This is a genomic window from Mucilaginibacter rivuli, assembly GCF_019391655.1.
Classification (GTDB): Bacteria; Bacteroidota; Bacteroidia; order Sphingobacteriales; family Sphingobacteriaceae; genus Mucilaginibacter; species Mucilaginibacter rivuli.
In genome coordinates this window covers 97,859-110,199 of record NZ_JAHXPQ010000005.1, presented here as the reverse complement: position 1 = coordinate 110,199, position 12,341 = coordinate 97,859, and the positions used below count along the sequence as shown (strand labels likewise).

General features: G+C 42.1%; 12 protein-coding genes. 8 read left to right on the top strand and 4 right to left on the bottom strand.

Annotated features, from left to right (window positions below; all coding sequences use genetic code 11):
- The first annotated feature begins 66 nt into the window (after positions 1-66).
- From KXQ82_RS13075 to KXQ82_RS13065, 3 genes are read left to right on the top strand one after another with little or no spacing between them, the layout of a single operon-like run.
- Positions 67-1,101, top strand: a complete 1,035-nt coding sequence (locus tag KXQ82_RS13075; RefSeq protein WP_219488844.1) for an SAM-dependent methyltransferase — start codon at positions 67-69, stop codon at positions 1,099-1,101.
- Complete coding sequence (locus tag KXQ82_RS13070; protein ID WP_219488843.1) at positions 1,098-2,219, top strand: alpha/beta hydrolase; 1,122 nt, start codon at positions 1,098-1,100, stop codon at positions 2,217-2,219. Before KXQ82_RS13075 ends, KXQ82_RS13070 begins: the two co-directional genes overlap by 4 nt.
- 1 nt (position 2,220) lies before the next feature.
- Positions 2,221-3,510 (top strand): NAD(P)/FAD-dependent oxidoreductase, encoded by a 1,290-nt coding sequence (locus tag KXQ82_RS13065; RefSeq protein WP_219488842.1) that lies wholly within the window; start codon positions 2,221-2,223, stop codon positions 3,508-3,510.
- A gap of 1 nt (position 3,511) precedes the next feature.
- On the opposite strand, the gene KXQ82_RS13060 is transcribed toward KXQ82_RS13065, so the two are convergent.
- Positions 3,512-3,805, bottom strand: a complete 294-nt coding sequence (locus tag KXQ82_RS13060; RefSeq protein WP_219488841.1) for a hypothetical protein — start codon at positions 3,803-3,805, stop codon at positions 3,512-3,514.
- A gap of 185 nt (positions 3,806-3,990) precedes the next feature.
- On the opposite strand from KXQ82_RS13060, the gene KXQ82_RS13055 reads away from it, so the two are divergent.
- A complete protein-coding gene (locus KXQ82_RS13055; RefSeq protein ID WP_219488840.1) occupies positions 3,991-4,791 on the top strand; it encodes a DUF1365 domain-containing protein in 801 nt (266 codons plus the stop codon).
- Positions 4,792-4,927: 136 nt separating this feature from the next.
- The gene (locus KXQ82_RS13050; protein WP_255563653.1) at positions 4,928-6,094 is read left to right on the top strand and encodes an SAM-dependent methyltransferase; all 1,167 of its coding nucleotides are present in this window, start codon (positions 4,928-4,930) and stop codon (positions 6,092-6,094) included.
- 2 nt (positions 6,095-6,096) lie between these two features.
- On the opposite strand, the gene KXQ82_RS13045 is transcribed toward KXQ82_RS13050, so the two are convergent.
- Positions 6,097-7,446, bottom strand: coding sequence for an MFS transporter (locus KXQ82_RS13045; RefSeq protein WP_219488838.1), 1,350 nt, complete (start codon positions 7,444-7,446; stop codon positions 6,097-6,099).
- A gap of 279 nt (positions 7,447-7,725) precedes the next feature.
- Here KXQ82_RS13045 and KXQ82_RS13040 point away from each other — a divergent pair, with 279 nt between their 5' ends.
- From KXQ82_RS13040 to KXQ82_RS13030, 3 genes are read left to right on the top strand one after another with little or no spacing between them, the layout of a single operon-like run.
- Entirely contained in the window at positions 7,726-8,535 is an 810-nt protein-coding gene (locus tag KXQ82_RS13040; protein ID WP_219488837.1) for an MlaE family ABC transporter permease, read from the top strand.
- 3 nt (positions 8,536-8,538) lie between these two features.
- Positions 8,539-9,312, top strand: a complete 774-nt coding sequence (locus tag KXQ82_RS13035) for an ABC transporter ATP-binding protein (RefSeq protein ID WP_219488836.1) — start codon at positions 8,539-8,541, stop codon at positions 9,310-9,312.
- A 5-nt stretch (positions 9,313-9,317) separates the two neighbouring features.
- Positions 9,318-10,322: an MlaD family protein gene (locus tag KXQ82_RS13030; protein WP_219488835.1), complete on the top strand. Its 1,005-nt coding sequence runs from the start codon at positions 9,318-9,320 to the stop codon at positions 10,320-10,322.
- Between the two features lie 9 nt (positions 10,323-10,331).
- Here the strand turns inward: KXQ82_RS13030 and KXQ82_RS13025 are convergent, their stop codons facing one another.
- Together KXQ82_RS13025 and KXQ82_RS13020 are read right to left on the bottom strand one after the other, a co-directional pair.
- Entirely contained in the window at positions 10,332-11,654 is a 1,323-nt protein-coding gene (locus KXQ82_RS13025) for a sensor histidine kinase (RefSeq protein WP_219488834.1), read from the bottom strand.
- 5 nt (positions 11,655-11,659) lie between these two features.
- Positions 11,660-12,340, bottom strand: coding sequence for a response regulator transcription factor (locus KXQ82_RS13020; RefSeq protein WP_219488833.1), 681 nt, complete (start codon positions 12,338-12,340; stop codon positions 11,660-11,662).
- Between the last annotated feature and the right edge of the window lies 1 nt (position 12,341).

The following is a 12,341-nucleotide window of genomic DNA, read 5'->3' as shown; positions in this document are numbered from 1 at the left end:
TTGCATTCTGTTCAATCCATTAAACCAATAATATCGTAAACATGAGTAAATATATAAACCCTGATTATGTGGTACGATAAGTTAGTTGAACAAGATAATGTCCCGGATTTTTTGCTTCGCCAGGGTATACGCAAATTATTAAAGCAACGTTTGGCTGATGAGAATAAAGGTGGTGTTGAAGCTCAGCAAGCCCATTTAATGGATATTATTGCCATGCTGAAGGCTTCACCAATAGCAGTAAACACAGCGGATGCCAATGAGCAGCATTACGAAGTGCCAACTCAATTTTACCAGTATTGCCTGGGTAAAAACTTGAAATACTCATCGGGCTATTGGAAACCGGGTGTTACCGATATTGATACATCGGAAGATGATATGCTGGAGATCACCTGTAACCGCGCAGAGCTGACCAACGGGCAGAATGTATTGGAGCTGGGTTGTGGTTGGGGTTCGCTGTCGTTGTACATGTCGGCAAAGTTCCCGAAGAGCACGTTTACAGTGGTATCCAATTCGCGCACACAAAAACTGCATATTGATGAGCAGGCCAAGCAGCGTGGCATTACAAATCTGACGGTGATAACCGCCGATATGAACACCTTTACCATTGATGAAAAGTTTGACCGTGTGGTATCTGTTGAGATGTTTGAACACATGCGTAATTACCAATTGTTGATGGCTAAGGTGGCATCGTTTTTAAAGCCTGACGGTAAATTGTGGATACACATATTTACCCATAAAGAGTACGCTTACCTGTTTGAGGTGAAGGACGAAACCGACTGGATGAGCAAATACTTTTTTACCGGTGGCATTATGCCGAGCGACGACCTGATGTTCTATTTTAACGATGACCTTGCGGTTGAAAAGCACTGGCATGTGAGCGGCGCACACTATGCCAAAACATCCGAAGCCTGGTTGGTAAATATGGATAAACATAAAGCCGAAATTATGCCCTTGTTCGAGCAAACCTATGGTAAAGATCAGGCTGTAAAATGGTGGGTATACTGGCGCTTATTTTATTTAGCTTGCGCAGAATTATGGAACTATAATGAAGGCAACGAGTGGATAGTCAGCCATTACTTATTCCATAAAACCAAACCATGATCCGTTTAATACTGCTTATATTTTTCTTCCTGCTGTCGTTGCTGGCTGTGTTTAAGGCCCCGGCCTACTATATATGGCTTACAGCTATTGTGGTTACCGAGTACCCACTTATACTGGTTGCTATTACTGCTTTAATTACCCTTTCGGGAATATGGATAGCACCGTATAGGTTAACCGGTAATATTATAGGTATTGTTACCATAGTGATTTACTTATCGCCTGTGGTGCGGGCCTATTGGGTATCAAAAGATGTGAATGAGGATATGAAACGTGCGTTTGCAAACGCATCTTTACCTGTAAACAAAAGTCCTTTTAGTTTTTTAAGCTTGTTTAAAGCAACACATCCTGTTGCATTTAAAACAGTTACATATGCTCAATATCCTGGCGTAAGTTTGACGATGGATTATTACGGAAATACCTTTAGCGCTAAGCAACCTTGTGTTATCATGGTACACGGTGGTTCGTGGAGCAGTGGTGATAGCCAGCAATTACCCGACCTGAATTGGTACCTGGCAGGAAAAGGATATCAGGTAGCCAGCATTAACTACCGCATGGCGCCAAAATATCAAACGCCTGCACCTGTGGAAGATATAGAAAACGCGATAAAGTATCTTTCCGCCCATGCTGTGGAGCTGAACATCGACACAACAAAGTTTGTACTGCTTGGCCGTTCGGCAGGGGCGCAGATAGCTTTGCTGGCAGCTTATACTTTGCAAAACCCGCACATAAAAGGTGTGATAGATTTTTACGGCCCGGCGGATATGGTTTGGGGATATTCTATCCCATCAAATCCGTTAATTATGGATTCACGCAAGGTAATGCGCAATTATATTGGCGGTACATACGAGGTTGTTCCTCAAAAATTTAAGGCCTGTTCGCCTTTGGAGTTTGTGAACAGGCAATCGGTGCCAACGCTTATCATTCATGGCGAGAACGATGTTTTGGTATCGCGCGAGCATAGCAGGCGCCTGGACCTGAGACTTGAAGAATATGGCATACCGCATTACTGGCTAAAATTACCCTGGGCAACCCATGGCTTCGATTTTAATTTGAACGGGCCGGGCGGGCAGCTGTCAACCTACGCCGTTGAAACCTTTTTATATACTGTTACGCAATAGCATGAAAGAAAAAATTGCCATTATAGGTACCGGTATTGCCGGGATGGGCTGCGGCCACTTTTTAAACAGCACCGCCGATATTACCCTTTACGAGCAAAACGATTATATTGGCGGCCACACCAATACGGTTACGCTGTTTGAAGATGGAAAACCCATCTACATGGATACCGGCTTTATGGTGTTCAATTACAAAACTTACCCGAACCTTTGCAAGCTTTTTAAAGAGATAGGCGCGCCCGTTAAAAAAACAGATATGAGCTTTAGCGTGCAGCATACGCCTACAGGCCTGGAATATAATGGCAGTAGCGTAAACCACTTATTCGCGCAGCGGAAGAACATCTTCAGCCCCGGATATATTAAAATGCTGCTGCAGATAGGTCGTTTTAATAAGGAAAGCGTGAAGATACTGGGCGATCCGAAATACGCGGATTGGTCGATAGGGCGGTACATTAAGGAGTTTGGCTACAGCGATGATATGCTGTGGAAATACCTGGTTCCCATGAGCAGCGCGGTGTGGAGCACGCCGATGGAGCAAATGCTGGATTTCCCGGCGGTAACGCTCATCAGGTTCTTTTTAAACCATGGTTTTTTGGGGTTGGATACCCAGCATCAATGGTATACTCCGGTAAACGGCAGCCAGAGCTATCGCGAGATACTGATCAAACCATTCAAGGATAAGATAACTGTAAATAAGAAAGTGCTGCATGTGTCCCGTGAAAATGGTAAAGCCACAGTACATGCTGTTGACGGTACATCCGAAACCTTTGATAAGGTGATCATCGCCACACATGGCGATCAGGCTTTAACGTTGCTAACACAACCAACCGCCGATGAGAAACGCCTGTTATCAACCTTTAAATACCAATACAATAAAGCGGTACTGCATACTGATGAAAGTATTATGCCAAAAGCCAAACTGGCCTGGGCAAGCTGGAACTATCGCATAGAAACAAAGAATGGTAAACCCGTGCCCAGCACCATTTACTGGATGAACAGGCTGCAGGGCGTGAGTGATAAAAAGAATTATTTTGTATCTATTAACCCGCACGATGGGATAGACCCTACGAAGATCATCCGTGAGATAGATTATGAGCATCCGCTGTTTGATGTGCCTGCCATACAGGCCCAGGATAAACTTCACAAACTAAACCACGACGGGCCTGTATATTTTTGCGGCAGTTATTTTAAGTACGGCTTTCACGAAGATGCCTTTGCCAGTGCAGTAAAGCTGTGTTCGCAATTATTGGGAAAACCTGTTTATGATGATAGTGTGGTGTTGCCGGAATTATAGATTACGGCCTGATGCTGTATGTATTATACAATATAAAAGCCACCAATACAATAATCAGCGATACTACAACAACAAAAACAATGATAGAGGAGATCAGTTTTGAAATAGAAATGTAAGAGGTAACGCTAAATAATGAAGGTTGTGCTGTGTTTGAGTTATCCGCCTTTATTTCTTGGCTTGCCGCGTGCATTGCATAGCCTGGCAGCGAATTTGTTTCCTCGGCTACTGCGCAAGAAAATACGAATACCGAAAACAAGCACAATATTATTGATTCTATTATTTTAATATGCTTCATTGTATGATAAGATACTCATGTTTACGCATTTACCATATAAAAGTTTCATTAAACTATAATAAATTTACTTTTTATTAAGCATATGATCTGGCTGAGTAAATACAAAAGGCATATTTGAATCTTACTGATAAAAAAAGCCGTATATTGATTTAAATATCCACCATCAACGGCACTGTATAACCTAAATGAACTCCTGCCTTTATAAAGCTAAAGTAATGCACCATCGCCTTGCACCTAAAGTGCACAGCTTCCATTACGAGGTGTTTATGTTTTATCTTGACCTGGATGAACTTGACATGCTGCACAACAAGCTAAAACTAATGGGCCGTAACAGGTTTAACCTGTTCAACTTTAGAGACAGCGATCATTTACAGCTACCGCGCGAGCGGCCTGATACATCTAAAACCATACGCGAGCACATCGTAACTTATCTTGAAACGCAGGATGTAAATATTGGCGAAGGGCGTATTATGGTGCTCACTAACCTGGCTACATTAGGTTATCAGTTTAATCCGGTGTCATTTTACTTTTGTTATAATGAGGAGGAGCAGTTGGCATGTTCCATTGTTGAGGTATCAAATACCTTCCACGAAATGAAACCCTATTTTTTAAGTTTGGATACCCTTAGTGGGAATACCTTTAAACTAAATACGGCCAAGTATTTTTATGTATCGCCCTTTATTGATATGGATACTAATTTCGATTTTGATTTGCAGGTGCCCGGCGAAAAGCTACAGCTCAAAATTGATGATTATGATAAGGAGGGGAACCGGTTTTTTATCAGTACGTTGAGCGGTGTGCGTAAACCCTTAACCGATGCTAACCTGCTGCTTTATTTTATCAGCTTCCCGCTCATTACAATAAAGGTTATCACGCTCATTCATTGGCAGGCTTTTAAGCTGTGGTTAAAAAAGTTGCCTTATCATAAAAAAACAGATCAAGTTGAATTACAACAGGATGTTTTTAAACCTTATCAACCGAAATAAAAAATCAATATAAATCTTTTATAAAAAAAACTACGTAGATTGTTTATAATTAAGAACCTGTATTATGCCAAATGCGTTAACACTTGTTAAAAAAAATAGCTTTTATCAAGACATTGTAATTAAGTTTTTGTCGAAAATGACCCTGGGACATTTGACATTAACATTGCATGATGGCGACGTCATAACAATTGGCGACGGGGGGAGTAACCTATCGGCAAACATTACAATTAATAACTCCGAGTTTTATAAGCGTTGCATTTTATTTGGCGATATCGGTTTTGGAGAAGCTTATGTTGACGGCCTTTGGGATACGGATAATATCACCAATGTGATCAAATGGTTTTTATTGAATGTAGAGAACGCGCCGGGCCTGTCGGGCAGCAACGTGCAGGGTGCCGCGTTAAACCTGTTAAAAATATACAACAAGCTATCACACTATAAAAGAGCAAATACGGTATCCGGTTCTAAAAAGAACATTTCAGAGCATTACGATCTGAATAATGATTTCTTTGCCAGTTTCCTGGACCCTACCATGACCTACTCTGCAGCATATTTTTATAAAGATGGCTTGAGTTTGGAAGAGGCCCAGCTGGCAAAATACGAACGCCTTTGCAGGCAGCTGCGCCTTAAACCTACCGACCATGTATTGGAGATAGGCAGTGGCTGGGGCGGCAATGCTATTTACATCGCTAAAAACTATGGCTGTAAAGTAACATCATTAACCATAAGCGAGGAGCAGGCCAAGCTTGCCCGCGAACGCGTTACCCAAGCCGGTTTAGATGGCAAGGTAGAGATATTGCTGCGCGATTACCGCGAACTTGAGGGTACTTATGATAAGATCGTTTCGATAGAGATGCTGGAAGCCGTGGGAGATGCTTTTTTAGACGTATATTTCCGTAAGGTAAATACATTGCTTAAAAAGAACGGTTTGTTAGCCATACAGGTAATTACCAGTCCCGATTCGCGCTATGAAAGCCTGCGTAAAGGTGTGGATTGGATACAGAAGCATATATTCCCCGGCTCGTTGCTGCCATCGGTAGCGGCAATTAACGGAGCTATTAACCGCACCAGCGATATGACGCTTGTTGACCTTAAAGACCTTGGCCTGCACTATGCCGAAACCCTCAGGCTTTGGTTTGTACAATTTAATGCCAGCCTTGCCAAAGCCAAAAAATTAGGTTTTGATGATACCTTTGTACGTAAATGGAACTATTACTTATGCTATTGCGAAGCCGCTTTTGCAATGCGCAATATTAACGTAATGCATTTGGTATACACAAGGCCGAATAATACGGAGTGGTAAGCCTATTTCTTTGCGGGTTTTAATTCCCGAAAACGGGTAAATACCAAAAATGCCAGCAGGCACAATACAAAGCCGCATAAGCCATTTAAACGCAGCCCATAATCATTGCCGGGGTCTTTACCATAAACGGTGAGGAAAGCGAACAGGGCGATACCTAAGGTTTGCCCGAATTTTACAAACAAATATTTCACAGCAAAGAACATTCCCTCACGGTTTTCGCCGGTTTTTTCGGCATCTGTTTGGGCTATTTCGGCAAGTATGGCATTGGGCAATATACCCAATGATGCTAATGGAAAAGCAGCACATATTACCAGCGTATAGATCTGTACGTTTGGTGATAAGTTGAACCTCCCTAAAAAGTATATCGCAACGAATATCAGCGCCAGCAACAAAAAAGAGAACAACACAATTGGCTTTTTGCCAAAGCGGATAGACATGAAATTGATAAGCGGGTAAAACAACACAGATACCAAAACCATGGTCCCCATCAATATTCCCCCGCGCGATTCGGGCAGGCCAAGCAATACCTTTATAAAGAACAACAAACCGCTGGATATGATGCTCAGCGCCATGTAGTACGAAAAATCGGATATGAGGTAGTATTTAAAATTGCGGTTAGCAAATGTTGCCCGTATGGCGGGCCACAAAGGCAGATGCGATGGTTTACTATTGGAGTATTTCTTTTCATCAATAAAAAGAACGGGTATCAGCATAATCAGCCCTGCAAAAATGCTCAGTCCCCAAATAGTGTATTGCAGGGCATTGGTACGGTTGGGTACGTTAAATAAGTGTTGTATCAGGTCGGCAAAGTTATTTACCAATGCCGAAAATATAATACCCAATACAAAGCCGATCTGTTGCCACGAGGAGAGTTTTATTTTTTCGGCTGCGGTATCCGTCATCTCGGGCAATAGCGCGTTATATGGGATGATATACGTTGTAGCGGCAATAAAAAAGCCGGCCAGGGTAACCGCTATCCAAACGGCGTTATTCAAACTTTCGGTATGCGTTAGCGGGTAAAAGGTTAGCGAGCAAAATAGTACTGCCGGGATGATGGCCTTCAGCATAAACGGGGTGCGTCGCCCTTTGGGGTTATCGCTTTTATCGCTCAGTTGTGCTAAAAAAGGATCGTAAAAAGCATCTATCATACGGCCCGATGCCGCGATAACCGACATAATGTTTAACACGCCAAATACCATTAGCTGCGGCACAAGCGGCATTAAGCCTGAGTTTGAAGGAGGAAGGTAAAAGTAGGGGAGCATTACGATGATAACATTCGTCATGATACTCCAACCCATCATACCGGCTGCATAGGCAATTTGTTTACGGAAAGGCAGCTTTATGGCAGACATGCCGCAATATGCACAATTAAAGTAAATACTGCCACAGGATATTTTTTTTTGACACGAAACCGAACAATTCTATTAAATATCGGCTTAATTTAGCGGCGCAAAAAACAGATATATTAATTACCGCAACTATAGCAATTAGGCGTTATAGAAAAACAACTGTCCTGAAATATTTGATTACTAATATATTACTAACACTTATTTGAACGGTAATTAACAATAACTTAAACTTTTGTATTGTTATTTGGTTAAACAAGCAATACAATACGCCACCCCTGATAAATGGATAAGAACACTACCGCAATAGAACCTGCACCCAAACAAGACCCGGCCATAAAACGCTGGCTGGTTAGTGTATTTATTGATTTTTATAAGGTTTTCCAGTTTGTAGCCCGGTTTTTCAGAGAAGTTTTCTTTCCGCCTTATGAGTTTAAGGAGGTGATGAAACAGTGCTACGAGGTTGGGGTACGCTCATTGACCATTATATCGGTTACGGCTTTCATTATCGGGGTGATATTCACCAAGCAGTCGCGGCCATCCTTATCAGAGTTTGGGGCAACATCATGGCTGCCGCGTTTGGTATCGATAGCAATTATGCGCGCATTGGCTCCGCTTATTACGGCCATTATTTGCGCGGGTAAAGTAGGATCAAGCATTGGTGCCGAGTTGGGCTCCATGCGTGTTACCGAACAGATAGATGCCATGGAGGTATCGGGCACTAAACCGTTTAAGTATTTAGTGGTTACCCGTGTGCTTGCTACAAGCATTACCGTGCCAATATTGGCAACCTACGCGGGTTTAATAGCACTGATAGGTGGTTATGTGAATGTGGCACAAAACGAAGGCACCAGTTATACCACTTTTATGGAGCAGGTATTTGAACCGCTCAATTTTGTCGATTTTACATCGTCACTGGCAAAATCAATTGTTTTTGGGTTTACTATTGGTGTGGTGGGATGTTACCAGGGCTATAACTCTACCAAGGGTACCGAGGGTGTAGGTAAAGCAGCAAATATGGCGGTGGTTACGGCCATGTTCCTGGTGTTTATTGAAGAGGTTATTATTGTACAGATATTTGGTTGGTTTAGATAGGTTATGAAAAAAGCGAAGGCCGCTATCGATTATAAAAATGCTGTGATCAGCATCAAAGGGTTAACAAAATCTTTTGATGGTAACGCGGTGCTGCGCGGTGTTGACCTTGAACTTTACCAGGGCGAAAACCTGGTTGTGCTTGGCCGTTCGGGCACGGGTAAATCGGTGCTGATAAAGATCATATCGGGCTTAATAAAACCTGATGAGGGTACGGTAAGCCTGTTGGGTAAGGATATGAAAAATATCACCGATAAGGAATTAAATGAGATTCGTACACGGATAGGTTTTTCATTCCAGAACAGTGCCTTGTATGATAGTATGACGGTGCGGAAGAACCTGGAGTTTCCGCTGGTGCGGAACAAAAAGAATTTGAGCCGTGCAGAAATAGATAAGGCCGTTGAGACCGTATTGGAGGCCGTTGGTTTGGAGCAGGCCATTAACCAGATGCCTGCAGAGCTTTCGGGCGGGCAGCGTAAACGTATAGGTATTGCACGTACACTGATATTAAATCCCGAAATTATGCTCTATGATGAGCCTACAGCTGGCCTGGACCCTATAACCTGTATAGAAATTAACAGCCTGATAAATGAGGTTCAGCAGCGTTATAAAACATCGTCAATCATCATTACCCACGATTTGACCTGCGCCAAAGCGACCGGCGACCGGATGGCTATTTTACTGAGCGGTAAGTTTGAGCGGCAGGGTAGTTTTGACGAGGTGTTTAATACGGATGATGACCGGGTTAAACCATTTTTTGATTATAATTTTATTAAATAAAAGACATGGAAAAAGAAGAAAGCAAACGTGCTGTCATTGTTGGGATATTCGTATTTCTCGGCGTGCTCATATTTGTATTAGGTATATTTATATTGGGCGGGCAACAAAAAAGTTTTGAAAAGAACTTTAAAGTGATCGCCATTTTTGATGATGTTGCCGGTTTGAAAAAAGGAAATAACATCTGGTTTTCTGGTGTTAAGGTAGGTACGATCAGTAATATGAAATTTACAGGAGTATCGCAGGTGGAGGTACAAATGTCAATTGATCAGAACATACAGCAATATATCCACCGCAACGCGGGTGTGCGTATCAGTTCGGATGGTTTGATCGGCAATAAGATCATTGTGATAGATGGCGGAAGCCCCCAGGCACCTATTATTGCAGATGGCGATAGGGTACAGACAGAGAAGCTCATGTCTACAGACGATATTATGAAAACCCTGCAACGCAATAACGAAAACCTGCTGGTGATCACTACCGACTTTAAAAACATTAGCAATAACATTGCAAAAGGAAAAGGGCTGGTTGGTGCATTGCTCACAGATTCGGCTATGACATACAAATTCAGGAGCATTGTAACTAACCTGAACGCCACTACCCAAAGCACACAAAAAATGGCGATGGAGCTGAACCGTTTTTCGGATAAGATGAATACCAAAGGCGGCCTGGCAGATAAAATGCTGACGGACACCAGCGTATTTAACCAATTACAGGCATCGGTAGCACAACTTAAAAAAGCTACCACAAACGCGGGTACAATGGTTGAAAACCTGAATCGCGCAAGCAACAAACTCAATACTACTGATAATGCCCTGGGAGTTTTATTAAACGACCCTAAAAGCGCGGCACAGGTAAAAAGTACGTTAGATTACCTGCAACAAAGCTCGATTAAGTTAAATGACGACCTGGAAGCTGTTCAGCACAGTTTTTTATTAAAAGGTATTTTTAAAGATAAAGCCAAAAGAGAAGCCAAAGCCAAAGAAGAAGCCGCAAAAGCTTCGGCACAATAAGGTTAGCTATTAAACTTCGGCAGGCGGGAAGTGCAGGGTAAAAGTAGTACCCTCATTTATAGTTGATGTTACATTAATATCAATGCCATGAAAATCGGCAATTGATTTTACAATAGGCAATCCCAAACCAAAACTTTCCTGCTCCATTGATTGGCGGAACTTTTTAAAGCGGTTAAAAATAAACGAGACCTGCTCTTCGGCAATACCAATGCCGCTGTCTGTTACCTGCACAATTAACCTGTCGGCTTCTTTAAAGCCTTTAATGGTAATATCGCCATTAACTTTATTGTATTTTATGGCGTTGTTTACCAGGTTAAAAAACATGTTGAACAATAAAAACCTGTTTACCTGTTCGAGGGTAAAATCTTCTGCTATCAGTATTTTAAACCCGATGTTTTTTTCTTCAAGCCTGATGGATATTTCCTGGTAAACTGCTTCAACCAGGTTTTTAATGCCAATGGTATCTTCCTTTAAAAACTGTGCGTTCTCAATCTGCGATATCAGTAGCAGGGTTTTGGTAATGCTCTTTAAGCGGTTCAGTATCTTTTGCATTTCCAGCAGGCGTACCTTTACATCGTCGCTAATCTCATCACGGTTAAACATGTTCTCTATCTTTGATTGCAGGATAGAGATAGGGGTCATTAGTTCGTGCGATGCATTTGATATAAACTCACGCTCTTTGTGGAACGCGCCCTCGATAGCCTGTATCATTTCGTGTATACTTTTATCGAGATACTGAAAATCGGAAGTAGTGGTCCGTACCTTTTTATACGAGCCAAAGTTAGGGAACTTGTTTCCTATCAGCTTGGTTTTAATAATGAGGCCCAGCGGTTTTAAAATATAGTTTGAGTAAAAAAGATCGGCCAATATGGTAAGGCATATCATGCCCAGTAAAACCTCTAATGCTATACTTTGTAAGGCAATATTGGTTTCGCCTACGGTATTTACACTTTTGCCCACCTCTAACAGGTAGTTTTTGCCGCCTGCTTTAAACGTATGGCTTAATATACGGTATTCAATGGTATCGCGCTCAACAAGCCGTTTGTGGTTACTTATGGTATCTATACTCAGTGAAGAGTCGGCCTCATCCAAACTAATGTATTCTTCTTTTAGCAGGGTATAACTACCATAACCTTCGCCGTTTTGAATGTAGTAACCAATGCCTTGGCTTTTAATTAACTGCATAACCTTGTCCTGCTGTTTACGCATGCGGTTATCGTTATAGGTTTGGTTAATGTTTTTAATAAGGGTAGGCAACAATAAAACAAACAATATCACTATTACCAGCTTCGAGATGGCATTAAACAGTGTAAGTTTGGTTTGCAGTTTCAAAATACTTAGCTCATTTTAATTTTATAACCCAGGCCGCGTACAGTTTCAAGCCAATCGGGCGGGGCAAAGGCGCTCAGCTTCTTGCGGATGTTTTTAATATGCACATCAATATAATTCGAATCGTAATCATCATTTACCAGGCTGCCCCAAATGTGCTCGCTTAGCTGCGGGCGGGTAAGCGTGCGGTTTTTATTCATGATGAGGTAAGCAATCAGGTCGAACTCTTTTTTGGTAATGGTACTTACCTCGGTACTGTTATGGCTGATGGTGCGGTCGTTCAGGTCTATCACAAAATTGCCTAAGGTTACAATGGTATGCTTTAAACCAAACTTGCGGCGTACAATGGCTTGCATACGGCTTTGCAACTCCAGCATGGAGAAAGGTTTGGGCAAATAATCATCGGCACCGAGGTCAAGGCCTTTAATACGATCGTACACTTCGGCGCGGGCCGTTAATATGATACATGCTGCTTCGGGGTTATGTTTTTTGGCTTCTTTTAACAGGTCTAGGCCTTCATAATCGGGCAGGCCAAGGTCTATCAATATAAAATCGTATAAATTAATAGCTATTTTTTCGGATGCCGTTTTGCCGTTATAACAGATCTCGCAGAGGTAATTGTTAGTCGACAGGAAAATTTCTAACTCCTTTGCCAGTGATTTTTCATCTTCAATGATAAGTACATTCATA

Coding starts and splice junctions, on each gene's coding strand:
- KXQ82_RS13075 (WP_219488844.1), top strand. CDS start 67: ATGTGGTACGATAAGTTAGTTGAACAAGATAATGTCCCGGATTTTTTG.
- KXQ82_RS13070 (WP_219488843.1), top strand. CDS start 1,098: ATGATCCGTTTAATACTGCTTATATTTTTCTTCCTGCTGTCGTTGCTG.
- KXQ82_RS13065 (WP_219488842.1), top strand. CDS start 2,221: ATGAAAGAAAAAATTGCCATTATAGGTACCGGTATTGCCGGGATGGGC.
- KXQ82_RS13060 (WP_219488841.1), bottom strand. CDS start 3,805: ATGAAGCATATTAAAATAATAGAATCAATAATATTGTGCTTGTTTTCG.
- KXQ82_RS13055 (WP_219488840.1), top strand. CDS start 3,991: ATGAACTCCTGCCTTTATAAAGCTAAAGTAATGCACCATCGCCTTGCA.
- KXQ82_RS13050 (WP_255563653.1), top strand. CDS start 4,928: ATGACCCTGGGACATTTGACATTAACATTGCATGATGGCGACGTCATA.
- KXQ82_RS13045 (WP_219488838.1), bottom strand. CDS start 7,446: ATGTCTGCCATAAAGCTGCCTTTCCGTAAACAAATTGCCTATGCAGCC.
- KXQ82_RS13040 (WP_219488837.1), top strand. CDS start 7,726: ATGGATAAGAACACTACCGCAATAGAACCTGCACCCAAACAAGACCCG.
- KXQ82_RS13035 (WP_219488836.1), top strand. CDS start 8,539: ATGAAAAAAGCGAAGGCCGCTATCGATTATAAAAATGCTGTGATCAGC.
- KXQ82_RS13030 (WP_219488835.1), top strand. CDS start 9,318: ATGGAAAAAGAAGAAAGCAAACGTGCTGTCATTGTTGGGATATTCGTA.
- KXQ82_RS13020 (WP_219488833.1), bottom strand. CDS start 12,340: ATGAATGTACTTATCATTGAAGATGAAAAATCACTGGCAAAGGAGTTA.